We start from the raw sequence: 23,810 nt of genomic DNA, 5'->3' as shown, positions 1-23,810 counted from the left end.
GCTCAGAAATGTCGTTCGCGTCCGGCGAACAGGTCGCGTAGATTGCTGCGATGACGCCAGACGATCAGTATCGTGAGTACGGTCATGGGCAGCAGTGCTTCCGGCTCGCGCCAGGCCAGCAGTGGCAGGGTCAGCGGGGTGGCGATCAACGCGGCGAGCGAGCTGGTGCGGGTCAGGTAGAAGGTCAGGCCCCAGGCGACGATGGCCAGCAGGGCGGCAGGAAAGTACAGCGCCATGAGCATGCCGGCCGCCGTTGCTACGCCTTTACCGCCCTTGAAGCGGAAGTACACCGGAAACAGGTGGCCGATCACCGCGCATAGGCCAATCCAGGCTTGCTGTTGCAAGCCCAAACCGGCCAGGTCGGCCAGCAGTACTGGCAACATGCCCTTGCACAGGTCGCCCAGCAGGGTCAGGATCGCCATTTTGCGACCTGCCAAACGCAGCATGTTGGTCGCCCCGGCATTGCCCGAACCGCTTGAGCGAGGGTCGGGGCTGCCGCTGAGGCGGCTCAGGACGATGGCGAAGGACAGAGAGCCGAGCAGGTAGGCGAGCAGCGCCAATAACCAAAACATGCTAACTATTCCGGGCGAGGACGCCCTGATTCTAACGGCGCCAGTCGCCCTTGTCGTGCTGTGGAGAGAAGTGCTTGGACAGAGTGTTCATCGAAGGCCTGGAAGTCGATACCGTAATCGGTGCTTATGACTGGGAACGGGATATTCGCCAGTGCCTGCGCCTGGACTTGAGCTTCGCCTGGGATAACCGCCCAGCCGCGGCCGGTGACGACCTGAGCCTGGCGCTGGACTACGCCAGTGTGTCGGCGCGGGTTCAGGCGTTTGCCGAGCAGGCGCGCTTCGAGTTGGTCGAGACCTTCGCCGAGCGGCTGGTCGCGGTGCTGATGGACGAGTTCCACATTCCCTGGGTGCGACTGAAGCTGACCAAGCCGGGCGCCGTCCCGGCAGCCCGTGGCGGTGTTGGCGTGGAGATCGAGCGCGGATGTCTGTGAGCACGGTTTACCTAGGGCTGGGCAGTAACATCGAGCGTGAGAAGCACCTGTGCGCTGGGCTCGATGCCTTGGCGGGCTTTCTGCGTGACATGCGCTGCTCGCCGGTATTCGAAAGCCAGGCAGTCGGGATCAAGAGCGGCCCGTTCTTCAACCTGGTGGTGACTGGCCAAACTGACCTGCCGCTGCTGGAGCTGGATCGCCGGCTCAAGTTCATCGAGGCGGAAAATGGCCGCTATGCGCCGGATCGCAAGGGCTTGCCGTTGGATATCGATGTGCTGATGTATGACGATCTGCATGGCACATTCGATGGCCTGGTATTGCCGCGGGCGGAGATTCTGAAGAATGCGTTCGTGCTGTGGCCGTTGTCGCTGATCGCGCCGACATTGCTGCATCCGGGGGCGGGCAAGCGCATGGCGCAGCTGTGGCAGGAGGCGAGCATCGACCAGGTATTGGCGCCAGTGCCGTTTGAATGGCGTGGGTTGCAGCTGACCCGTCCGTGAGCTGAGCTGCAGTTGTTCTGGGCTTGTACTGGCGCTATCGCGGGGCAAGCCCGCTCCCACGTAGTTGCTCCTGCGCGGGCGCTTCCTGCTTATGCTTCAGCGATGACACTAGCGCGGGCGCTTCCTGCGTATGCTTCAGCGATAAGTTGGCGTTGGAGGGGGCGGCGTGGGAGCGGGCTTGCCCCGCGATTGCATTCTCAAGCCTGGGTAAAGCGCTCTAGCGCCGCCAGCCGCTCAGACCTGAGCGCCTCGCCTAACGCCTGCCCGGTCAGGCCTCGTTCCACCAAACTTTTCACATCCACCGCCTTGGCTTCTTGCGCTGCTGCACGTAGGTAGGCGCCCTGTGGATAACCTTGTTCCTGCAGCTGTTGCCGCCCACGAGCAATCATCTCGCACGCCGCGATATAGTCTTCGAAGCGCTGCGGCCTTCGATACACATCAAACTTCTGCAGCAACTCCAGTAGCTTCGATGCGCTGAGCGTGTAGTCCTGTTGGCAATAGCCGTGGCATTCACCCACGAGCAAGGCCAGCTCCTGGCATTCTCGCGGCGCTTTGAAGCGTTGGTTGATGGCTTTGATCGCTCCACCCAGGTCATGCGTCAAACACGCCCAGCGCACATGCAGGGGCTGCTGATGCAGGGCGGCCTGTTCGAGCACAGCCAAGGTTCGCTGGTCGCTATCCAACAGGGTATCTAGCTCGGGCATCAGCTGTTTTAGCGCAGCACAATCACGCAGCACCTGAATGAATACCTGCGGCTGATCTTCCATCAAGGCGCGCTCGATCTCTTTCCAGCTGCGCTCGGCAGTCAAAGCCTGCAATTCACCCGAATCGCTGATCTGTCGCATCAACTCAAGGGTTTCTTCAGCCACCCTGAAACCCAGCGGGGCATAGCGAGCGGCGAAGCGGGCGACGCGCAGAACCCTGAGAGGATCTTCGGCAAACGCGGGGGAAACGTGGCGCAGTATGCGCTTATCCAGATCGGTCTTGCCGTGGTAGGGATCGCACAGGCTGCCGTGCTCATCCTCGGCCATGGCATTGATGGTCAGGTCGCGGCGGATCAGGTCTTGTTCCAGGGTGACCTCAGGGCTGGCATGGAAGGTAAAACCGCCATAGCCACGCCCGCTCTTGCGCTCGGTGCGCGCCAGCGCATATTCCTCGCCAGTCTTGGGATGAATGAAGACCGGGAAGTCGGCCCCGACCGGGCGATAGCCCAAGGCTTGCATCTGTTCAACAGTGGCACCCACCACCAGCCAGTCGACATCGCTGACAGGACGCCCGAGCAGGCGGTCACGCACCGCGCCGCCAACTTTATAAATCTGCATGTTAAATCTCCCTTGCTGCCCACAGGATAACCTGTCGACAGCAAGGGAGGGGCTTGGCTAGAGGTGATGAACCACGGCCAGGTCCATGCGTCCGTAGTCGCCGGCCTCGCCATGCTCGCCGCGTGGCGGCATGTGATGGGTCTTCATGATCTGGTCGCCCTGTACGGTTTCCAGGTGGATGTCGAAGCCCCACAAACGGTGCAGGTGCTTGAGCACCTCGTCGGTGGAGTCGCCCAGCGGTTTGCGGTTGTGCTGCTGGTGGCGCAGGGTCAGCGAGCGGTCGCCTCGGCGGTCGATGCTCCAGATCTGCACATTGGGTTCGCGATTGCCCAAATTGTATTGCGCAGCCAGCTGTTCGCGGATGACCCGATAACCGGATTCGTCGTGAATCGCAGGCACCAGCAAGTCGTCGCGCTGATCGTCATCGAGGATGCTGAACAGCTTCAGATCGCGGATCACCTTGGGTGACAGGTACTGCAGGATGAAGCTCTCGTCCTTGAAGCTGCTCATGGCGAACTTGATGGTAGAAAGCCAATCACTGCCGGCAATGTCGGGGAACCAGCGGCGATCTTCCTCGGTTGGATGTTCGCAGATGCGGCGAATGTCAGTGTACATGGCAAAGCCCAGGGCATAGGGGTTGATGCCGCTGTAGTACGGGCTGTCGAAGCCGGGTTGGAACACCACGCTGGTATGCGACTGGAGGAACTCCATCATGAAGCCTTCGGTTACCAGGCCCTCGTCGTAGAGGTCGTTCATCAGCGTGTAGTGCCAGAAGGTGGCCCAGCCTTCGTTCATCACCTGGGTCTGGCGCTGTGGATAGAAGTATTGGGCGATCTTGCGCACGATGCGCACTACCTCGCGCTGCCAGGGCTCGAGCAGCGGAGCGTGTTTTTCAATGAAGTAGAGGATGTTCTCCTGCGGTTCGGCGGGGAAGCGCGCATCGTCGCGGTCGCTGCCTTTCTCCGCCCCCTTGGGGATGGTTCGCCACAGGTCGTTGATCTGCTTCTGCAGGTGTTCTTCACGCTCTTTCTGCCGGCGCCGTTCCTCTTCAGCGGAGATCGGGTAAGGCCGCTTGTAGCGGTCTACGCCGTAATTCATCAGGGCATGGCAAGAGTCGATCAGGTCTTCCACGGCATCGATACCGTGGCGCTCTTCGCACTGGGCGATGTACTGCTTGGCGAACACCAGGTAGTCGATGATCGAACTGGCGTCGGTCCAGGTGCGGAACAGGTAATTGCCCTTGAAGAAACTGTTGTGCCCATAGCAGGCATGGGCAATCACCAGTGCCTGCATGCACATGGTGTTCTCTTCCATCAGGTAGGCGATGCACGGATCTGAGTTGATCACGATCTCGTAGGCCAGGCCCATCTGGCCGCGGCTATAGGACTTTTCGGTACTGAGGAATTGCTTGCCGTAGGACCAGTGGTGATAACCCAATGGCATGCCGACGGAGGCGTAGGCATCCATCATCTGCTCGGCGGTAATCACTTCGATCTGGTTGGGGTAGGTGTCCAGCGCGTAACGCTCGGCCAGCCGGCTGATTTCCCGATCGTAGGTCTGGATCAGGTCGAACGTCCACTCGGACCCGGTGGATATGGGTTGGCGTCTCTGTGCTCTGGCGGTCATGTGGCTAACCTGCGCTGGAAGAGTTCACGGAAGACCGGATAGATATCGCCGGCCGAAACCAACTGCTGCTGGGCGAAGGTGTCAGGGAAAGACTCGCCGATGCGCTCGTACTCGTACCACAGCGCTTGGTGTTCGCGTGGGGTGATCTCCACGTAAGTGTAGTACTGCACATGCGGCATGATCTGTTTGGAGAGGATCTCGCGGCAGATCGGTGAGTCGTCGTTCCAGTTATCACCGTCCGATGCTTGCGCCGCGTAGATGTTCCAATCGTTGGTCGGGTAGCGCTCGGCCATGATCTCCTGCATCAATTTCAGCGCGCTGGAGACGATGGTGCCGCCGGTCTCGCGGGAATAGAAGAATTCCTCCTCGTCGACCTCGCGGGCGCTGGTGTGGTGGCGAATGAACACCACTTCGATGCGGTCGTAATTGCGCTTGAGGAACAGGTACAAGAGGATGAAGAAGCGCTTGGCAATGTCCTTGGTGGCTTGGGTCATCGAGCCGGACACGTCCATCAGGCAGAACATCACCGCCTTGGAGCTGGGATTGGGTTGTTTGACCAACAGGTTGTACTTGAGGTCGAAGGTGTCGAGGAACGGCAGGCGGTTGATGCGGGCGCTGAGGCGCTCGATCTCGGCCTCTACGGCTTGAATGTCGGTGAAATTATCAGGCTCTTCGACCTTCAGCCGTGCCAGCTCGGCCTTGGCCTCGCGCAGCAGTGCGCGGCTACTGCCGGTCAGCGCGATGCGCCGGGCATGGGCCGAGCGCAGGGTGCGGATGATATTGATGCGCGAAGGGTTGCCTTCGTTGGCAATCCCGGCGCGCACGGTCTTGAAGGTGTCGGTGCCGGCCAGGTGACGCTTGACCAGGTTGGGCAGCTCCAGGTCTTCGAACATGAATTCGAGGAATTCTTCCTGGGTGATCTGGAAAACGAAGTCGTCCATGCCCTCGCCGGAATTACCGGCCTTGCCACGGCCACCTCCGCCGCCCGCGCCACCTTGAGGGCGGGCGATGTGTTCGCCGGCGGTGAATTCCTTGTTGCCTGGGTGAACGATGGTCTGCTTACCGCCGCGACCATGGTGCAACACCGGCTCGTCGATATCGCGGCCGGGAATGCTGATCTGTTCGCCGTGTTCCATGTCCATGATGGAGCGGCGACTTACGGCCTCTTCGACGGCCTTTTTGATGTGGTCACGGTACCGGCGCAAAAAGCGCTGGCGGTTGACCGTGCTCTTGTTCTTGCCGTTCAGGCGTCGGTCGATAACGTAGCTCATGGTCTCTCCGCTAAAAACAGCTGCAAGCGTCAAGCATCAAGCTGCAAGAAACAGCAGCCCCCACGGCCGCAAGCTGTGGCGCATCGTCTTAACGTTGCGCTGGACAGCCCGCGGCTTGCGGCGTGCAGCTTGCCGCTTTATTGCGATTTCCTGACTCGCAGGTACCATTCCGACAGCAAGCGCACCTGCTTGTCGGTATAGCCACGTTCCACCATCCGGGTAACGAAGTCGTTGTGCTTCTGTTGATCCTCCTTGCTGGCCTTGGCGTTGAAGCTGATGACCGGCAGCAGGTCTTCGGTGTTGGAGAACATTTTCTTCTCGATCACCACCCGCAGCTTCTCGTAGCTCAGCCAGGTCGGGTTCTTGCCATTGTTATTGGCGCGGGCACGCAGGACGAAGTTGACGATCTCGTTGCGGAAATCTTTCGGGTTGCTGATGCCGGCAGGCTTCTCAATCTTCTCCAGCTCCTCGTTGAGGGCGATGCGGTTGAGGATCTCGCCGGTTTCCGGGTCGCGGTATTCCTGGTCCTGGATCCAGAAGTCGGCGTACAGCACGTAGCGGTCGAAGATGTTCTGGCCGTATTCGCTGTAGGACTCCAGGTAAGCGGTCTGGATCTCCTTGCCGATGAACTCGATGTAGCGCGGTGCCAGGTATTCCTTGAGGAAGCGCAGGTAGCGTTCGCGCACCTCGGCCGGGAATTGCTCCTGCTCGATCTGCTGTTCCAGCACATACAGCAGGTGCACCGGGTTGGCGGCCACTTCATGGGGGTCGAAGTTGAACACCTTGGAGAGGATCTTGAAGGCGAAGCGAGTCGACAGGCCGGTCATGCCCTCATCGACGCCGGCTGAGTCGCGGTATTCCTGGATCGACTTGGCCTTGGGATCGGTGTCCTTGAGGTTTTCCCCGTCATACACGCGCATTTTCGAATAGATATTCGAGTTTTCCGGCTCCTTGAGGCGCGACAGCACAGTGAACTGGGCAAGCATCTTCAAGGTGTCAGGCGCGCAATGGGCCTTGGCCAGGGAGCTATTGAACAGCAGCTTGTCGTAGATCTTGATCTCGTCACTGACGCGCAGGCAGTACGGCACCTTGACGATGTAGATCCGGTCGATGAACGCCTCGTTGTTCTTGTTGTTGCGGAAGGTGTGCCACTCCGATTCGTTGGAGTGGGCCAGCAGGATCCCGGAGTAGGGGATCGCACCGAGGCCTTCGGTACTGTTGTAGTTGCCTTCCTGGGTGGCGGTCAGCAGTGGGTGGAGCACCTTGATCGGCGCCTTGAACATCTCGACGAATTCCATCAGGCCCTGGTTGGCCCGGCACAGCGCGCCCGAATAGCTGTAGGCGTCGGCGTCGTTCTGCGGGAATTCCTCAAGCTTGCGAATATCCACCTTGCCCACCAGCGCGGAGATATCCTGGTTGTTCTCATCGCCCGGCTCGGTCTTGGCCACGGCAATCTGGTTGAGGATCGAAGGGTACAGCTTGACCACTTTGAACTGGCTGATATCGCCCCCGAATTCGGCCAGTCGTTTGGTCGCCCAAGGCGACATGATGGTATTGAGGTAGCGCCGCGGGATGCCGAAATCTTCTTCGAGAATGGCCCCATCTTCGGTGGCGTTGAACAGCCCCAATGGCGACTCGAAGACCGGCGAGCCCTTGATCGCGTAGAAAGGCACTTTCTCCATCAGTTGCTTGAGTTTTTCCGCCAGCGACGATTTACCGCCACCCACCGGGCCCAGCAAATAGAGGATCTGTTTCTTCTCTTCCAGGCCCTGCGCGGCATGCCGGAAGTACGAGACGATCTGGTCGATGCATTCTTCCATGCCATGGAAGTCTTCGAACGCGGGATAGCGGCGGATCACTTTGTTGGAGAAGATTCGCGACAGTCGGGAGTTGCTCGAGGTGTCGATCAGTTCCGGCTCACCGATGGCCATCAACAGCCGTTCGGCCGCCGAAGCGTAGGCGCTGCGATCCTGTTTGCACAGCTCAAGGTACTCCTGCAGCGAGAGTTCTTCCTGGCGGGTTGACTCGAAACGTTGTTGGAAGTGGCTAAAGATACTCATGACGTCACCTCGCTCGATACGTGGAGCCGACGCCGGATCAGTCAGCTGATGCTGGCATGCAACCGGGTTCGCCGATTGCTGTATACCCCCCAGAACACCCTTGAAACGCTACCGATGACCCGCACGCCGGTGTACCGGCTCTCCCCTTTTTGGATGGCCTGGGCTTAAGGATAGTTGGTTCTACGAGAGGTCAAGGGCGCAAGGCCCAGAAGTTTGCCACGACCGTTCGTCAGGTCTGGCGCGAGCCCGCACGGGACGCGGGCTGCGAGGGAAATGAAAAAATTATTCGGTGCTGCCTTGGGCGATCTCGGCCGGATAAGTACCACGCCACAGCTCAAAGCCGCCATCGAGGCTATAGACCTCGGAGAAGCCCTGGCCGACCAGGTAGGCGGCTGCGCTCTGGCTGGAATTGCCGTGATAGCAGACCACCACGGTGGGTTTGTCGAGGTCGGCATTGCGGATGAAATCGGCGACCGAGTGGTTGTCCAGATGCGTGGCACCACTGATATGGCCAGCGGCAAAGGCTTGCGGGTCGCGAATGTCGACGACCACCGCACCTTGCTCACGCAGGGTCTGGGCCTGCTCGGGAGGGATGCGCTTGAATTCGCTCATGGGGGCGGTTTCCTTCAGGACTGATCGTTCATTCTAGTGGGTTGTGCTGGCTGACGTGGAGTGCCGTCGTCGGCGCAGTCACAGCGGTGCAGTTCGCCGCTGTCGACGTTGTACAAGGTCAAGGCACCGCCCCATACGCAGCCGGTGTCCAGGGCTACCACGCCGGGCGCATGAACGCGCCCTTCGAGGGCCGCCCAGTGACCGAAGATGATCTTCACGTGGCGCGAACGGCGGTCTTTGTGGGCGAACCAGGGCTTGTAACCTTTGGGCGCGGTGTCCAGGCCTTCCTTGCTCTTGAGGTCGAGCTTGCCTTCGGCGGTACAGAAGCGCATGCGGGTGAAGTAATTGGTGATTACCCGCAGGCGCTCGACGCCGGTCAGCTTGTTGCTCCACTTGTTCGGCTCGTTGCCGTACATGCCATCCAGGTAGAGCTTCAGGCGGGCATCGTCACGCAGCACCTCTTCAACTTCTGCGGCCAGCTCCAAGGCATTACCCAGGGTCCATTGCGGCGGAATGCCGGCATGCACCAGGGCAACGCCGCGCGGCTCGTCGTAATGCAACAGCTTCTGCTGGCGCAACCAGTCGAGCAGTTGGTCGGCGTCGGGCGCTTCGATAATTTCGCGCAGGGTATCGCTTTTCTTCAGGCGCTCGATATTGTGCCAGGCGGCCAGCAGATGCAGGTCGTGATTACCCAGCACGCATACCAGCGATTGGCGGATCGAATACAAAAAGCGCAGGGTTTCCAGCGACTCAGGGCCGCGATTGACCAGGTCGCCGACCAGCCACAGGCGGTCGACGGCAGGGTTGAAGTGCACACGTTCGAGCAGGCATTTAAGCGGTTGCAGGCAGCCTTGCAGGTCACCGACAGCGTACACAGCCATCAGTGCAGGGCCCCGGGTACGGCCAGGCGGAACGGCGCGATGGCGGCGTCGAAGCGTTTGCCGTCTTCGGCGAACATCTGGTAGCTGCCCTGCATGGCACCGACGCGGGTGCTGATCACAGCGCCACTGCTGTAGGTATGGCTCTGGCCCGGCTCGATCAGCGGCTGCTGGCCAACTACGCCTGCGCCGCGAACCTCTTCGACTTCACCATCACCATTGGTAATCAGCCAGTGCCGGGACATCAGCTTGGCGGATACCGTGCCGTTGTTCTGTACGGTAATGGTGTAGGCGAAGGCGAAACGCTCGTTGTCGGGATCGGATTGTTCTTTGAGATAGCGGGTGACGACGCTGACGTCGATCTGATAGCGGGGGTCGGACATGCAAGGGCCTTGAGCAAACACGCAATTGCGGCAATGGATGCAGTCTAGGCCATTGGAGGGGCTGGAAGCCAGTTGTGGAACTATTGCCCTTGGGCAGTCGATCGCGGGGCAGGGGCTGCCCCGCGATCAGTCGCGGTCAGTTGCTCGGCTGTTGCTCAGCCAGCTTGTCGGCCAGGCGCACGAACGCGGCTAGGTCGAGCTGCTCGGGACGCAGGCTGCCGTCTACGCCAGCGGCTTCGATGGCCTGGCTGTCGAGCAGGCCCTTGAGGGTGTTGCGCAGGGTCTTGCGGCGCTGGTTGAAGGCTTCGCGCACCACCCGCTCAAGCAGCAGCGGATCCTTGGCGGGGAACGGCAGCACTTCATGCGGGACCAGGCGCACGATGGCCGAGTCGACTTTTGGCGGCGGGTTGAACGCCCCTGGGCCGACGTTGAACAGGTGTTCGACCCGGCAGTGGTACTGCACCATGATCGACAGGCGGCCCCAATCACCGCCGCCTGGGCCTGCGGCCATGCGCTCGACCACTTCCTTTTGCAGCATGAAGTGCATGTCGCGAATCAGCCCAGCGTGGCTGAGCAGGTGGAAGATCAATGGCGTGGAGATGTTGTAGGGCAGGTTGCCGACGACTTTCAGGCTGCGCTGCGGCACGCCCAGTTGATTGAAGTCGAACTTCAGCGCGTCACCCTGGTGCAGGCGGAAGTTGTCGCGACCGGCGAACTTGTGCTGAAGAATCGGCACTAGGTCTTTGTCCAGCTCGACCACGTCCAGCTGCGCACCGCTGCCCAGCAGGCCTTCGGTGAGGGCACCTTGGCCTGGGCCGATTTCCAGCAGGTGCTCACCGGGCTTGGCGTGGATGGCGCGCAGGATGCGGTCGATGATGCCGGCGTCGTGCAGGAAGTTCTGGCCGAAGCGCTTGCGCGCCCGGTGTTGGTAGTGCTCGTTCATGGTCGGTTCTCGGCCATCTGGTAGGCGGTGTGCAACGCGACGCGCAGGCTGCCGGTGTCGACCTTGCCAGTGCCGGCAAGGTCCAGAGCCGTGCCGTGGTCAACCGAGGTACGGATGATCGGCAGGCCCAGGGTGACGTTGACGGCCGCGCCGAAACCTTTGTACTTGAGTACCGGCAGGCCTTGGTCGTGGTACATCGCCAGCACCGCGTCGCAGTGCTCCAGATATTTGGGGGTAAACAGGGTATCGGCAGGCAGTGGGCCGCGCAGGTCCATTCCTTCATTGCGCAGGCGTTGCAGTGCAGGCTCGATGATGTCGATTTCTTCGCGGCCCAGATGGCCGCCTTCACCGGCGTGCGGATTAAGCCCGCACACCAGGATGCGTGGCATGGCAATGCCGAATTTGTCGCGCAGATCAGCATGCAGAATGCGCGTGACCCGCTCCAGGCGCTCGCCAGTGATGGCATCGGCGATATCGCGCAGGGGCAGGTGAGTGGTCACCAGTGCCACGCGCAGGCCGTGGGTGGCGAGCATCATCACCACTTGGCTGGTGTGGGTCAGTTCGGCGAGAAACTCGGTATGCCCGGAGAAGGCAATCCCGCTTTCATTGATCACGCCCTTGTGTACCGGGGCGGTGATCATGCCCGCGAAGTGTCCGTCCAGGCAGCCTTGGCCAGCCCGGGTCAGGGTCTGCAGTACGAACGCCGCGTTGGCTTTGTCCAGCTGCCCTGGCACCACGCTTGCGGCCAGTGGCGTATCCCAGACGTAGAGGCTCCCGGCAGGCGCTGCCTGGTCGGGCCATGTGTCGGGGGTTACCGGCAGCAGACTGACCGCCAGCCCCAGCTGCGCGGCCCGCTCGGCGAGCAGGTCACGGCTGGTGATGGCAATCAGGGGATGAGGCTGGGCCTCGGTGGCGAGCAGCAGGCACAGGTCAGGACCTATGCCAGCGGGCTCGCCGGGCGTGACGGCGAAGCGCAGGGGCTTCACTGGGCGGCCTGGTCAGCGCCAGGCAGCTTGATCTCAACGTAGGCTTCGTCGCGGATCTGGCGCAGCCAGGTCTGCAGCTCTTCGTCGTATTTGCGGTTACGCAGGACGGTCAGGGCTTGTTGCTCGCGAGCCTGTTCAGTGCTGTCGGTGGCGCGACGGCCCAGCACTTCCAGCACATGCCAGCCGTACTGGGTACGGAATGGCTTGGTGACTTGGCCTTGCTGGGCATTGGCCATTTGCTCGCGGAACTCTGGCACCAGGCTGTTCGGATCGACCCAGTTGAGGTCGCCGCCGTTGAGCGCCGAACCTGGATCTTCCGAGAAGCTTTTCGCCAGGGTGGCGAAGTCTTCACCGTTCTGGATGCGGTCGTAGAGTTTCTCGGCCAGTTGTTCGGTGGCCGCTTCGCTACGGATTTCGCTCGGCTTGATCAGGATGTGGCGCACGTGCACTTCGTCACGCAGCACGCTTTCGCTGCCGCCGCGCTTCTCCTCGAGCTTGATGATGAGGAAGCCGCTAGGTATGCGCAGAGGCTGGGAGATGTCGCCAACGGCCATGCTGCTGAGCAGCTTGGCAAACTCTGGCGGCAGCTGGGCGGCTTTACGCCAGCCCATTTCGCCGCCTTCCAGGGCGTTCTCGCTGGCCGAATGCTCGATGGCCATCTGGCCAAAGTCCTTGCCTTGCTTGAGCTGCTGGTAAATATCGCCAACCCTGCCAGCGGCCGCCTGGATGGCTTGCGAGTTGGCGCCGTCCGGGGTTGGGATAAGGATATTGGCCAGGCGGTACTCTTCCGACATCTGCATCTTGCCCAGGTCCGAGGCGAGGAAGTTCTTCACTTCCTGCTCGGAAACCTGAATGCGCTCAGCTACCCGACGCTGGCGCACACGGCTGATGATCATCTCGCGCTTGACCTGCTCGCGAGCGTCTTCGAACGACAAGCCGTCACGGGCCAGGGCGGCGCGGAACTGATCCAGCGACATGCCGTTGCGCTGGGCAATGGTGGCGATGGCCTGGTTCAGTTCTTCATCGGTGATGCGGATGCCCGAGCGTTCGCCAATCTGCAATTGCAGGTTTTCGACGATCAGGCGTTCCAGGACCTGTTGATCCAGTGCGCCCGGAGGTGGAGTGCCGCCGCCGCGCTTGGCGATGGTTTGCTCGACCTCACGGACGCGCTGGTCCAGCTGGCTCTTCATGACCACGTCGTTATCGACGATGGCCACGACACTGTCCAAAGGTTGTACCGCGGCATGCACCGCGCCACTCAGCATTACAGCGCCCAGCATCAGCGGGCGCAGACGATCAATAAGCTTGGTCTTCACGTGTACGGTAACCTTGAATGCCTTCGTCGAGGAAAGATTCGACCTTGTTGCCCACCACGCCACCGAGGCCTTTCAGCACGATCTGCAGGAAGATGCCATGGTCGCCTTTTTCGTTCTGTGGAAGTGCTTGGCTGAAGTCGTCGTAGTCGATCCAGTAACGGTTGATCAGACGCAGTTTCCAGCAGCAGTTGTCGTACTCGAAACCGCCCATGGCTTCCAGGGTGCGGTTGCGGTTGTAGTCATGCTGCCAGCGTGCGATGACGCTCCACTGCGGCACGATCGGCCAGATGACCGAGAAATCGTGCTGCTGGATCTTGTAGTAATCCTTGACGTAGTTCGGGCTGCCTGGGGTGCCATAGTCGCCACCGCCGACCTGCCAGGTGCCGGTGAGCGAGTCGTAGCGCACCAAGTCGTTGCGATAGCGGTAGCCCAGGTTGACGATCTTGTTCGGCTCGTCTTCCGGCTGGTAGTGGAACATCGCGCTACCCGAACGTGGGCTGCGGGTGTCCGGGTCCCAGTTGTAGTCGGCGTTCAGGCGCCAGTCGCGGTTGAAGGCAAACTGGTACTGCAGCGCGTATGGCGAGACGTCCGACTGCGAGTCTTGGCGAGTACGCCAGTCGATGCCTGGCATCTGCACCTTGCGGTCTTTGAAGTAAAACGCCTGGCCGACGCTGATGCGTTGACGCTCGAAGCCGTTCTCTTCGATCCAGCGGTTGGTCACGCCCAGCGACAGCTTGTTCTCGTCGCCGATGCGATCAGAGCCGCTGAAGCGGTTGTCACGGAACAGCGAGGAATAATTGAAGTAGCTCTCGCTGGTGTCGAATACCGGGATGTCCTTCTGGTCCTTATATGGGACGTAAAGGTAGAACAAGCGCGGTTCCAGAGTCTGGCGGTAATCTTTGCCGAACCACTGGGTATTGCGGTCGAAGTACAGGCCGCTGTCGACACTGAAGACTGGAACGCTACGGTCCTGGCTGCTCGAGAAATCGCCGCGCAGGTCACGGGTGGCATCGCTGGCAGCAGCCAGGTCTGCCTTGCCTTCACCGTCCAGATCAAGGTCGTAATGGGTGTAGACGTACTTCAGCTTCGGCTTGATGAAGCCGTAGCTGGCTTCCATGGGCAAGCTGATAGCGGGCGCAACGTTAAGACGGGTGCCGTTGGCACGGGCCAGACCGAAGACGTTTTCATCCAGGCGACGGCCTGGCGCGCCTGCGGAAAGATCCGGGTTGCCATCTTCATCGAAGACGAAGTCGTCTCTCAGGTCTCGATCGAAGCGCACAGCTTCGGTCTGGTAGCTGAAATCGAAGCCGCCCGGATGGTATGGCAGCATGCCGTCCAAGGTGATCTGCGGCAGCTTGTCGTATGGGGTGATCCGGGACAGCGTCGCCATTTCATAGGCGTGCGCATTCAAACGCGCGGTGTAGCCTTGGCCACGGTAAGTCACAGCACCTTGCTGGTTGACCACATCACGGCTTTCCACGCCGATCTGATCCGACTCCAGATCCTGGAAGTAGAACGGATCACTGATGTCGGTGTAGTCGACTTCAGTCATCAGGCGCTCATCGAGGCCACCTTTGTGCTGCCAGTTGATCATCCAGCGCTGTTCTTTGTAGTCAGTCTGGTCTTTACGATCGTCGTTCTTGTCGTTCAGGTAGGCGCCACCGAACTGACCTTCGCTCGATTTGGTCAGGTAGCGGAACTCGCCTTCCATCAGCAAGCCGCGCTTGGTCATGTAGCGCGGGTACAACGTGGCGTCGTAGTTCGGCGCCAGGTTGAAGTAGTACGGCGTGACCAGCATGAAGCCGGTGTCGCTGCTGGTGCTGAACGAAGGTGGCAGGAAGCCGGACTGGCGACGGTCGTCGATCGGGAAGTAGATGTACGGTGTGTAGAACACCGGGAAATCCTTGACCCGCAGGGTGACGTTGGTCGCGGTACCGAAGCCGGTAGCCGGGTTCAGGGTGATGTTGTTGCCCTTGAGCTGCCAGGCGTTGCTGCCAGGCTCACAGGTGGTGTAGGTACCATCCTTGAGGCGGATGATGGCGTTCTCGCCACGCTTGGCGTACAGCGCGTTACCGCGGATGCGCGACTTGTGCATCACGTATTCGGCGTTGTCGACCTGGGCTTCACCGGTATCGAGCTGGATCTGCGCCTCGTCGCCAACTACCAGCGAGCCGTTGTCACGGATCTTGACGTTGCCCTTGAGCTCGCCACGGTTCTCGGTCTGGTAGAGGTTGGCCTCGTCGGCTTCGACCTGCATGCTGCCCTGGCGCATGACCACGTCACCGGCCAGAGTAGCGATCTGCTGCTCTTGCTGGTACTTGGAGACCTTGGCATTGATATAGGTCGGCGACTCGTCCTTGGGCGTGGTGTCATCCATGCCAGGGCGGATCGGCTCGACATAGGCGCCAGCGCAGTACGGACCAGTCTCGGCCAGCTGGGCAGCGGTGAGCTTCTCGCGCGGGACCCAGTCCAGATGGCTGTAGTCTTCGCTGCGGGTTTTCAGGCCACGGCCTTTGGCCTCGGTGACCAGCATCGGCTTGGGCTCGCCATCGGCGCCGACTTCAGTGGCCTCGGCTTCGGTGCCGGAACTGAGCGCAGCGCCATCGTGCACAGGGCGCGGCGGCAAGTTGCTGACAGAGGTTTTGGGCTTGCAGTCCCAACCACCGGAGGCGGACACTTGGCAGTCAAACTGCTCGGCAGCCACCACGTACGAGGTGGCCAGTGGTTGCAGTACCAGCAAACCGCCAGTGACCAACAACGGAAACTTTCTACGAAACGCGGGGGATTTCAATGCCATCTTATTAGTCCGGGCTTCCTGCGTGCCATCTGCCCGCGTGTGGGGCCGCACGCCTCTCGATGGTCTGAAAAAGATGCTGGATAATAAAGCATGACCCGCTTGACGGCTAGGGCCGTCGGAGACCCTTGTAATGCCTGATCATGATCTACGCCTTGAACTGCTCAAAGACTGGCTCAAACAGCAACTGCTCGCCCTGTTCCAGATAAACGGCTGGGGCGAGGTGCCCGAAGGTACTCTAACCGCCGCCAGCAGTGACGCGAGCTTCCGTCGTTATTTCCGCTGGCAGGGCGCCAATCGCAGCTTTGTGGTCATGGATGCACCGCCACCGCAGGAAAACTGCCGTCCCTTCGTCGAGATCGACCACTTGTTGGCCAGCGCCGATGTGCATGTGCCGCTGATTCATGCCCAGGACCTGGAGCGCGGCTTCCTGTTGCTCGGCGATCTCGGCCACCAGACATACCTGGACATTATTAACTCTGAGAATGCCGATGGCCTGTTCGCCGATGCCATCGACGCCCTGTTGGCCTTGCAGCGCCTGCCCATGACCGCGCCGCTGCCCAGCTATGACGATGCCTTGCTGCGCCGTGAGCTGGAGCTGTTCCCAGAGTGGTACGTCGGCCGCGAGCTCGGTGTCGCCCTGACTGCAACGCAGCTAGCTACCTGGCAGCGCGTCAGCCAACTGTTGATCGACAGCGCTCTGGCTCAGCCCAAGGTGCTGGTACACCGCGACTACATGCCGCGCAACCTGATGCACAGCAAGCCCAATCCTGGCGTGCTGGACTTCCAGGATGCGGTCTACGGCCCAGTCACCTACGACATTACCTGCCTGTTCAAGGATGCTTTCCTCAGCTGGCCGCAGGCGCGGGTAGAGGGTTGGTTGGGTGATTACTGGGAGAAGGCGCGGGTCGCTGGCATTCCAGTGCAATCCGATTTCGCGGCATTTCACCGCGCCAGCGACCTGATGGGCGTGCAGCGTCACCTCAAGGTGATCGGTATCTTCGCGCGCATCTGCCACCGCGACGGCAAGCCGCGTTACCTCGGCGACGTTCCGCGTTTCTTCGCCTATATAGATGAAGTGATCGGCCGCCGGCCGGAATTGGCTGAGCTGGGTGCACTGATCGCTGAACTGAAGGCAGCTCGTCCATGAAGGCAATGATCCTGGCGGCGGGCAAGGGTGAGCGCATGCGCCCGCTGACCCTGCACACTCCAAAACCACTGGTGCCGGTGGCGGGAGAGCCGCTGATCGAGTATCACCTGCGCGCCCTGGCTGCAGCCGGTGTCAGCGAAGTGGTGATCAACCACGCCTGGCTGGGGCAGCAGATCGAAGATCACCTGGGCGATGGCAGCCGCTTTGGCTTGACCATCCGCTATTCGGCCGAAGGCGAGCCGCTGGAGACCGGTGGCGGAATCTTCAAGGCGCTGCCGATGCTGGGCGAGGCGCCGTTTCTGTTGGTCAACGGCGATGTCTGGAGCGACTACGATTTTCGCCAGTTGAATAAACCGCTCGAGGGTTTGGCTCATCTGGTGCTGGTCGACAACCCAGGGCACCACGGCCGGGGCGACTTCCGTTTGCAGGGCGCGCAGGTGGTCGATGGCGACGATGCCCCGGGGACGCTGACCTTCAGCGGCATCTCGGTGCTGGATCCGGCGTTGTTCGCAGGTTGCCAGCCTGGTGCTTTCAAACTGGCGCCGTTGCTTCGTCAAGCGATGGCCCAGGGCAAGGTAACCGGTGAACGTCATGGCGGCCTCTGGGTCGACGTTGGCACCCTGGAGCGCTTGGCCGAGGTTGAGCGCTTGATTGGCGAGCGCGCCTGACATGTGGTGGCCGAGCACAGTGATTGGTGCTGGAGCGGGCTTTGCAGTGGCCAGTATCCCTGGCGCATTGCTGGGCGCCTTGCTAGGTCAGGCCATGGACCGACGCCTGCGGCTGCGCGGTTGGGAGGATGTGCGCGAGCGCCTGGGCGGGCGCCCGGCGCTGCGCGATGAAGAGCTGTTGTTCGTGCTGCTCGGGCGGCTGGCCAAGAGCGATGGCCGGGTAGCGGACGGGCATATCCAGCAGGCGCGTCAGGAGATGGCGCGGCTGGACATGGCCGAGCCAGCCCGATTGCGGGCGATTGCCGCATTCAATCGTGGCAAGTCCGGCAAGGACCGGCTAGGCCGCTATCTGCACCGCATCAAGCAGCAGCCACATGCCGCAGAAGGTACGCTGCGTGCGTGCTGGCGGATGGTGTGGGCCGATGGCAAGGCCGGGCGCCAGGAGCGTGATCTGGTCTTGACTTGGGGGCAACAGCTGGGGCTGAGTCGGCGCCAGGCGCAAGCGCTGTCGCTGGAGTACGAACCGCGCAAGACCACCGCCGAGGGCGCGACCTTGACCTATGCGGCGGCGTTGCGCCTGCTCGGGGTTGAGGCGGATACCGCGGGGGACAAGGTCAAACAGGCTTATCGGCGCCTGCTGAGCCGGCACCATCCTGACAAGTTGGTGGGCAATGGCGCCAGTGAGGCGCAGGTGCGCGAGGCGACCGAGAAAACCCGGGAGCTGCATCAGGCCTATGCGTTGATTCGCAAGCGTCGTGGGTTGTAGGGCCTGGGTGGTCGCTGCTGGCCTTATCGCGGGGCAAGCTCGCTCCCACGCCCCCCCGTATAGAAAATTCGGCGTGGGAGCGGGCTTGCCCCGCGATGAGGCCATTGAATCCGCCAGGTTACTCCTGCGGCGACAGCCATCCTCGAACCCGCCGGAACAGCTGCTCTTGCTCTGCGGCATTGTTGCCTGGCATGGCAATCAGCGACAACTGCCGATATTGACTGTCCTTCTGCCGCTTGCTGGCTTGCAAGCGCAATTGGGCTGCGTGCCGATCGCCAGTACGGGTGGCGTAATAGAGATCGGCGGCTGGCACCTTGAGCGTCGACGTCAGGCTCTCCAGGTCATGCTCCACCCGGGCCGGGGTCTGCGCCGCGACCATCACCAGCTTCTGCACCTGCGGCGGTTGCTTTTCGCTCAGGTAGCGCGCCGCCCAATAGGCGCCGCTGCCATTACCTAACAGCACGATGCTGCGGGCTTTCTGCTCCTGGGCATAGGCCACGGCCGCGTCCAGCCGGGCAAAGATCCGCTCGGCGTCGGCCTGATCGTTGTGTTCGCTGGCCTCGACGGCATCGGTGCTCTGCGCGGTATCGGCCTCGGGCGCGGTGGCCTGGGCGACATTGGCATTGGCATCGGCAGGGGTGTCCTTGGCTGGAGCGCTTTCGCCAGTGCCTTTGTCAGGCTGCGGCGCAGGCGTGCTCTCGACGCGCGCCTGGGGGCTGTCAGCGAGCAAGTCCGGCAGACTCACGCTCAGGGTGTGCCAGCCCGCATCAGGGAATTTGCTTCGCAGAGGGCCGACCGTGGTTGGCCAATCGGCATTTTCTCCAGCGCCCGGCACGATGATCAGCGCACCTTTAGGGTCGCTGTCGTTGGCCGGCTTCCACAATGCCAGGAAACTCTCGTTACCGGCTTGCAGTGTTTGCTGCTCAGCTTTGGCCACCCGGCGTTCGAGCGCCTGGGCATCTTCCTGGCTACGTTCGAGCAGCGCAGCGCGCGGGCTGGGGGCGGCAGCTTCAGCGGCCGGTGCGGCCTTTTCGGCGTCTTCGGCCTGTGCGCCCAGCGGTAGGATCGAGGCCAGGCAGAACATTGCCAGCGTCGTGCGATAAAGTGTCAACATGAATCAACCCAAGGCCAGAATGATACCGGCAGCCTAATAGTATTTGTCCGCGACGGCCACGAGTGATGGCCGCGCTTGCCAAGACGAGCGTAGAGATGAAGCGAATGCGTCGCCTGTTGGTTATCGGCTGCTTGTGCCTGCCCTTGATCGCTTTGGCCAGGCCCACGCCTGCGCCGACGGTGGCGCTGGAACCGGACCAGCAGCAATGGCTGGAAGAGCATCGCAGCCTACGTGTTGGCCTGGTGCTGCAAGCGCCGTACGCGCAGTTCGACCGGCGCCTGCAGCAGCTATATGGGGCCAATGTCGAGTTGGTCAACTGGCTGGCCCAGGCGCTGCGCCTGGATCTGACCTGGCGCAACTTCGCCGACCAAGCGGCGCTGGAGCATGCGCTGCAGGCCGGTGAGATCGATTTCGCCCCAGGCCTTACGCAAACCCCAGCCAGTCTGCGCTTGTGGTTGTTCAGCGATCCCTACATGCGCGTCCCGCAATTGATGGTCGGCCCGCGTACCGGCGCGGTGGCGGTCGAGCTTGAAAAACTTGGCGCGGGTGAGCGGGTTGCGGTGCGCATGCCCAGCGCCCTGGCCGATTACCTGCGGGGCAACTACGCCAACCTCAACTTGCAGGGTGTACCTAACGAACGCCAGGCCCTGCAGTTGCTGCTTGGCGGGCAGGCGAGCTATGCCGTGTTGGACGAGGCCCAGCTCAGCCGGTTGTCGCGCGAGAGTGAGTTCAGTGATCTGGCGGTGGTCGGCGATATCGGCCTGCCACAGTTGCTGCGGGTTGGCTCCAGGCGTGATTGGCCGTTACTGGCCGATGTGCTGGAGCGCGGTCTACAGGCCATGCCAGCCAAAGAACTGGAGCAGTTGCACCAGCGCTGGCTGCAACCGAAGTATCCGCGCCTGAGTGACAGCACAGGCTTCTGGCAGAATTTGGCGCTGCTGTTCGGCATGCTGCTGCTGTGCGCCATCGCCACGCTGGTCTGGCAGCGTCGCCAGCAGCGGCAGTTGGAGCGCAGCCTGCTGGCGGCCAGGGATAACCTGCATGAACGCCAGGCGCGGGAAGAAGCGCTGCGTTTGAGCCAGTTCTCTATCGACCAGAGCACCGTGGGCATTCTCTGGGTCAATTGGGACAGTCATGTGCGCTACGCCAACCATGCCGCAGAACGCATGCTGGGGTATGGCGAAGGCGAACTGCTCGAGCGGCCGTTGATCGATTTCGAGCCGAATCTGCAAATGGATCGCTGGCTTGAACTGTGGAAGCGTGCCCGCACCGGCGATGGCGGCGCCCAGCAGTTCGAAAGCCAGTGCCTGCGCGCCGACGGCAGCCTGCTGCCGGTCGACCTGTCGCTGAGCTTTCTGCGTTTTCGCGATGCCGAGTACCTGGTGGTGTTCCTCACCGATGTTACCGAGCGCCGCCGTGCCCTGGCCGCCCTGCGCGAAAGCGAGGCGCGGCTCAAGGGCATCGCTGGCAACGTGCCGGGGCTGGTGTTCCGCCTGGAGCGTGATCCGGCCGAGGGCGATCTGGAGTTTCCCTACATCAGTGAAGGCAGCGAGGCGTTGGTGGGCTACGCGCCGGCAGTGATCCAACACCCTGAGATGGGCCTGCGTAACTTGGTCCATCCGCAGGACCGCGCCGACTATCACCGCGTCCAGGACCTGGCCCTGGCCAACAATCAGGACTGGTCCTGGCAGGGGCGCATCCTCACCCGCCAGGGCGAGCAGCGCTGGGCCGATATCAAGGCCAGTACCCGGCGCCTGGCCGATGGCCGGGTGGTGTGGGACGGTGTGGTCTGGGACATCACCCAGAGCAAGCGGGCCGAGCTGGCCCTGGCGCAATCCCAAGGACAGTTGCGCGAGTTGTCGGCGCACCTGGAAAGCGTGCGCGAGGAAGAGAAGGCGCGCATCGCCCGAGAGGTACACGATGAGCTGGGGCAGATGCTCACCGTGCTCAAGCTAGAGGTGTCGATGTGCGAGCTGGCCTATGCCGAACTCGACCCTGGGCTCAACGAACGCCTGACCAGCATGAAGCGCCTGATCGCCCAGCTGTTCCAGCTGGTGCGTGACGTAGCCACCGCCCTGCGTCCGCCGATCTTGGATGCGGGCATCGCTTCGGCCATCGAATGGCAGGCGCGGCGTTTCGAGGCGCGCACGCAGATTCCTTGCCTGGTGCAAGTGCCGGAGCATCTGCCAGCCTTGAGTGACGCCAAGGCCACGGGGCTATTTCGCATCCTCCAGGAGGCATTGACCAACGTGATGCGCCACGCTCAGGCTCATACCGTGCAGATCGAACTGGTGCACGAGCATGACGTACTGCGCATGAGCATCATCGATGATGGGGTAGGATTTTGCACCGATCAGGCCAGGCCAACGTCCTTTGGCCTGGTGGGAGTGCGCGAGCGGGTCCTGATGCTTGGCGGCAGCATGACTCTGGACAGTGAGCCAGGTGAAGGCAGTAGCCTGAGCGTGAGCATTCCTCTGGATTAGGAGAGTAAGCGTGATTCGAGTGCTGGTGGCCGAAGACCACACCATAGTTCGTGAAGGCATCAAGCAGTTGATCGGCCTGGCCAAGGACATGCAGGTGGCGGGGGAGGCCGGCAATGGCGAGCAACTGCTCGAGACCCTGCGCCACACCCCTTGTGAAGTGGTATTGCTGGATATCTCCATGCCTGGGGTTAATGGCTTGGAGGCGATCCCGCGGATTCGCGCGTTGAACAACCCGCCAGCGATCCTGATGTTGTCGATGCATGATGAAGCGCAGATGGCCGCCCGCGCCTTGAAAGCGGGCGCCGCTGGCTATGCCACCAAGGACAGCGATCCGGCGCTGTTGCTCACCGCTATTCGCCGGGTAGCCGGAGGCGGGCGCTATATCGACCCATCGCTGGCCGACCGGATGGTCTTCGAGGTTGGCCTGACCGAGACCCGGCCGCTGCATACCTTGCTTTCGGAACGTGAGTTCTCGGTCTTCGAGCGCCTCGCCCAAGGCGCCAACGTCAACGACATCGCCCAGCAACTGGCGCTGTCGAGCAAGACCATCAGCACCCACAAGGCGCGACTGATGCAGAAGCTCAAGGTCAACTCGCTGGCCGAGCTGGTCAAGTACGCCATGGAGCACAAGTTGGTGTGAGTGTTCTGCTTGCGACATGGCCAGGTTCCCGGCTCGCCCCATACCCGTAGGAGCGGGCTTGCCCCGTGATGGCGCAAAGCCAGGCAATAGAGGAGGCTGCGCCGGCGTTATCGCAGGGCAAGCCCGCTCCCACGTAGCCATTGATTTATCTGTGGGCGTCAGCCTTGTAGGGCAATCCCTACACGCAATCTTCCAACTGGATGATGGCATTCTCTCAGCACCCCCGATTTGCGGGCACTTGCGCCTTCTCTAACCTTCACTCACGCAGTCATCCAACAAGAAGGTGCAGGCATGAGCGAGGCGAATTCGAACGCTGCCACCAGCGAGACGCTGGTCAGTTTCCGTGGTGTGCAGAAGAGCTACGACGGCGAATCGCTGATCGTCAAAGACCTCAACCTGGACATCCGCAAGGGCGAGTTCCTCACCTTGCTGGGCCCTTCCGGTTCGGGCAAGACCACCAGCCTGATGATGCTAGCCGGCTTCGAAACGCCCACCGCTGGCGAGATCCAGCTGGCGGGTCGCTCGATCAACAACGTGCCGCCGCACAAGCGCGACATTGGCATGGTGTTCCAGAACTACGCGCTGTTCCCGCATATGACCGTGGCCGAGAACCTGGCCTTCCCCTTGAGCGTGCGCAACCTGAGCAAGACCGACATCAGCGAGCGGGTCAAGCGCGTGCTCGGCATGGTCCAGCTCGATGCCTTCGCCAAGCGCTACCCAGGCCAGCTCTCCGGTGGCCAGCAACAGCGGGTGGCCCTGGCCCGTGCGCTGGTGTTCGAGCCACAGCTGGTGCTGATGGACGAGCCACTCGGCGCGCTCGACAAGCAACTGCGCGAACACATGCAGATGGAGATCAAGCACATCCACCAGCGCCTTGGCGTAACCGTGGTGTACGTGACCCACGACCAGGGCGAAGCGTTGACCATGTCCGACCGTGTGGCGGTGTTCCATCAAGGTGAAATCCAGCAGATCGCCGACCCGCGCACCCTCTATGAAGAGCCGCGCAACACCTTCGTCGCCAACTTCATCGGCGAGAACAACCGCCTCAACGGCACCCTGCTGGCGCGCAATGGCGAGCGTTGCCAGGTGCAGCTGGCGCGTGGCGAGCGGGTCGAGGCGCTGGCGGTCAACGTTGGCGAGGCGGGCGATCCGGTGACCTTGTCGATCCGCCCCGAGCGCGTACGGCTCAATGGCCACAGTGAAAGCTGCGTCAACCGTTTCTCCGGGCGGGTGGCCGAGTTCATCTACCTGGGCGACCACGTACGGGTGCGCCTGGAAGTCTGCGGCAAAGGCGA

The 23,810-nt window shown here is 61.8% G+C and carries 21 protein-coding genes; 8 read left to right on the top strand and 13 right to left on the bottom strand.

Annotated features, from left to right (window positions below; all coding sequences use genetic code 11):
• Positions 1–2: 2 nt before the first annotated feature.
• On the bottom strand, positions 3–572 hold the full coding sequence (plsY, locus tag AAZU54_RS16100; protein WP_186552691.1) for a glycerol-3-phosphate 1-O-acyltransferase PlsY: 570 nt from the start codon (positions 570–572) through the stop codon (positions 3–5).
• Between the two features lie 74 nt (positions 573–646).
• On the opposite strand from plsY, the gene folB reads away from it, so the two are divergent.
• Positions 647–1,003: a dihydroneopterin aldolase gene (gene folB / locus AAZU54_RS16095; RefSeq protein ID WP_186552690.1), complete on the top strand. Its 357-nt coding sequence runs from the start codon at positions 647–649 to the stop codon at positions 1,001–1,003.
• On the top strand, positions 994–1,503 hold the full coding sequence (folK, locus tag AAZU54_RS16090) for a 2-amino-4-hydroxy-6-hydroxymethyldihydropteridine diphosphokinase (RefSeq protein ID WP_186552689.1): 510 nt from the start codon (positions 994–996) through the stop codon (positions 1,501–1,503). Before folB ends, folK begins: the two co-directional genes overlap by 10 nt.
• Before the next feature lie 197 nt (positions 1,504–1,700).
• Here the strand turns inward: folK and AAZU54_RS16085 are convergent, their stop codons facing one another.
• From AAZU54_RS16085 to AAZU54_RS16035, 11 genes are all read right to left on the bottom strand, one after another.
• A complete protein-coding gene (locus AAZU54_RS16085) occupies positions 1,701–2,825 on the bottom strand; it encodes a multifunctional CCA addition/repair protein (RefSeq protein WP_392463668.1) in 1,125 nt (374 codons plus the stop codon).
• A 57-nt stretch (positions 2,826–2,882) separates the two neighbouring features.
• Positions 2,883–4,451 carry a SpoVR family protein gene (locus AAZU54_RS16080; RefSeq protein WP_186552687.1) on the bottom strand — a complete coding sequence of 523 codons (1,569 nt, stop codon included), beginning with the start codon at positions 4,449–4,451 and terminating at the stop codon, positions 2,883–2,885.
• A complete protein-coding gene (locus tag AAZU54_RS16075) occupies positions 4,448–5,722 on the bottom strand; it encodes a YeaH/YhbH family protein (RefSeq protein ID WP_186552686.1) in 1,275 nt (424 codons plus the stop codon). Before AAZU54_RS16075 ends, AAZU54_RS16080 begins: the two co-directional genes overlap by 4 nt.
• A gap of 137 nt (positions 5,723–5,859) precedes the next feature.
• On the bottom strand, positions 5,860–7,782 hold the full coding sequence (locus AAZU54_RS16070; protein ID WP_186552685.1) for a PrkA family serine protein kinase: 1,923 nt from the start codon (positions 7,780–7,782) through the stop codon (positions 5,860–5,862).
• A 282-nt stretch (positions 7,783–8,064) separates the two neighbouring features.
• Positions 8,065–8,394: a thiosulfate sulfurtransferase GlpE gene (gene glpE / locus AAZU54_RS16065; protein WP_186552684.1), complete on the bottom strand. Its 330-nt coding sequence runs from the start codon at positions 8,392–8,394 to the stop codon at positions 8,065–8,067.
• A 14-nt stretch (positions 8,395–8,408) separates the two neighbouring features.
• Positions 8,409–9,275 carry a symmetrical bis(5'-nucleosyl)-tetraphosphatase gene (locus AAZU54_RS16060; protein WP_434727379.1) on the bottom strand — a complete coding sequence of 289 codons (867 nt, stop codon included), beginning with the start codon at positions 9,273–9,275 and terminating at the stop codon, positions 8,409–8,411.
• Positions 9,275–9,655 carry a Co2+/Mg2+ efflux protein ApaG gene (gene apaG / locus AAZU54_RS16055; RefSeq protein WP_186552682.1) on the bottom strand — a complete coding sequence of 127 codons (381 nt, stop codon included), beginning with the start codon at positions 9,653–9,655 and terminating at the stop codon, positions 9,275–9,277. The genes AAZU54_RS16060 and apaG overlap by 1 nt, the downstream gene beginning before the upstream one ends.
• Before the next feature lie 136 nt (positions 9,656–9,791).
• A complete protein-coding gene (rsmA, locus tag AAZU54_RS16050; protein WP_186552681.1) occupies positions 9,792–10,598 on the bottom strand; it encodes a 16S rRNA (adenine(1518)-N(6)/adenine(1519)-N(6))-dimethyltransferase RsmA in 807 nt (268 codons plus the stop codon).
• Positions 10,595–11,584: a 4-hydroxythreonine-4-phosphate dehydrogenase PdxA gene (gene pdxA / locus AAZU54_RS16045; RefSeq protein WP_312153875.1), complete on the bottom strand. Its 990-nt coding sequence runs from the start codon at positions 11,582–11,584 to the stop codon at positions 10,595–10,597. Before pdxA ends, rsmA begins: the two co-directional genes overlap by 4 nt.
• A complete protein-coding gene (locus tag AAZU54_RS16040; RefSeq protein WP_186552679.1) occupies positions 11,581–12,900 on the bottom strand; it encodes a peptidylprolyl isomerase in 1,320 nt (439 codons plus the stop codon). The genes pdxA and AAZU54_RS16040 overlap by 4 nt, the downstream gene beginning before the upstream one ends.
• Positions 12,881–15,697, bottom strand: coding sequence for an LPS-assembly protein LptD (locus AAZU54_RS16035; RefSeq protein ID WP_434727378.1), 2,817 nt, complete (start codon positions 15,695–15,697; stop codon positions 12,881–12,883). The genes AAZU54_RS16040 and AAZU54_RS16035 overlap by 20 nt, the downstream gene beginning before the upstream one ends.
• Before the next feature lie 130 nt (positions 15,698–15,827).
• Between AAZU54_RS16035 and AAZU54_RS16030 the strand changes: the two genes are divergently transcribed.
• From AAZU54_RS16030 to AAZU54_RS16020, 3 genes are read left to right on the top strand one after another with little or no spacing between them, the layout of a single operon-like run.
• On the top strand, positions 15,828–16,844 hold the full coding sequence (locus AAZU54_RS16030) for an aminoglycoside phosphotransferase family protein (RefSeq protein ID WP_434727377.1): 1,017 nt from the start codon (positions 15,828–15,830) through the stop codon (positions 16,842–16,844).
• Positions 16,841–17,512, top strand: coding sequence for an N-acetylmuramate alpha-1-phosphate uridylyltransferase MurU (gene murU / locus AAZU54_RS16025; RefSeq protein ID WP_434727376.1), 672 nt, complete (start codon positions 16,841–16,843; stop codon positions 17,510–17,512). Before AAZU54_RS16030 ends, murU begins: the two co-directional genes overlap by 4 nt.
• A gap of 1 nt (position 17,513) precedes the next feature.
• Positions 17,514–18,278 carry a TerB family tellurite resistance protein gene (locus AAZU54_RS16020; RefSeq protein ID WP_186552675.1) on the top strand — a complete coding sequence of 255 codons (765 nt, stop codon included), beginning with the start codon at positions 17,514–17,516 and terminating at the stop codon, positions 18,276–18,278.
• A gap of 118 nt (positions 18,279–18,396) precedes the next feature.
• Here AAZU54_RS16020 and AAZU54_RS16015 read toward each other — a convergent pair whose 3' ends face one another.
• Positions 18,397–19,392: an alpha/beta hydrolase family protein gene (locus AAZU54_RS16015; RefSeq protein ID WP_434727375.1), complete on the bottom strand. Its 996-nt coding sequence runs from the start codon at positions 19,390–19,392 to the stop codon at positions 18,397–18,399.
• Positions 19,393–19,487: 95 nt separating this feature from the next.
• Between AAZU54_RS16015 and AAZU54_RS16010 the strand changes: the two genes are divergently transcribed.
• The 3 genes from AAZU54_RS16010 to AAZU54_RS16000 form a co-directional block, all read left to right on the top strand.
• Entirely contained in the window at positions 19,488–21,875 is a 2,388-nt protein-coding gene (locus AAZU54_RS16010) for a PAS domain-containing sensor histidine kinase (protein ID WP_434727374.1), read from the top strand.
• A gap of 10 nt (positions 21,876–21,885) precedes the next feature.
• On the top strand, positions 21,886–22,515 hold the full coding sequence (locus AAZU54_RS16005; RefSeq protein WP_264235361.1) for a response regulator: 630 nt from the start codon (positions 21,886–21,888) through the stop codon (positions 22,513–22,515).
• Between the two features lie 291 nt (positions 22,516–22,806).
• Positions 22,807–23,810: ABC transporter ATP-binding protein (locus AAZU54_RS16000; protein WP_434727373.1), on the top strand; the 1,004-nt coding region annotated here is incomplete at its 3' end.

It is taken from the genome of Pseudomonas sp. Je.1.5.c (assembly GCF_051129895.1).
Lineage (GTDB): Bacteria > Pseudomonadota > Gammaproteobacteria > Pseudomonadales > Pseudomonadaceae > Aquipseudomonas > Aquipseudomonas urmiensis.
Note: the sequence above shows the minus strand (reverse complement) of the source record. Positions and strands in the feature narration are given on the sequence as shown.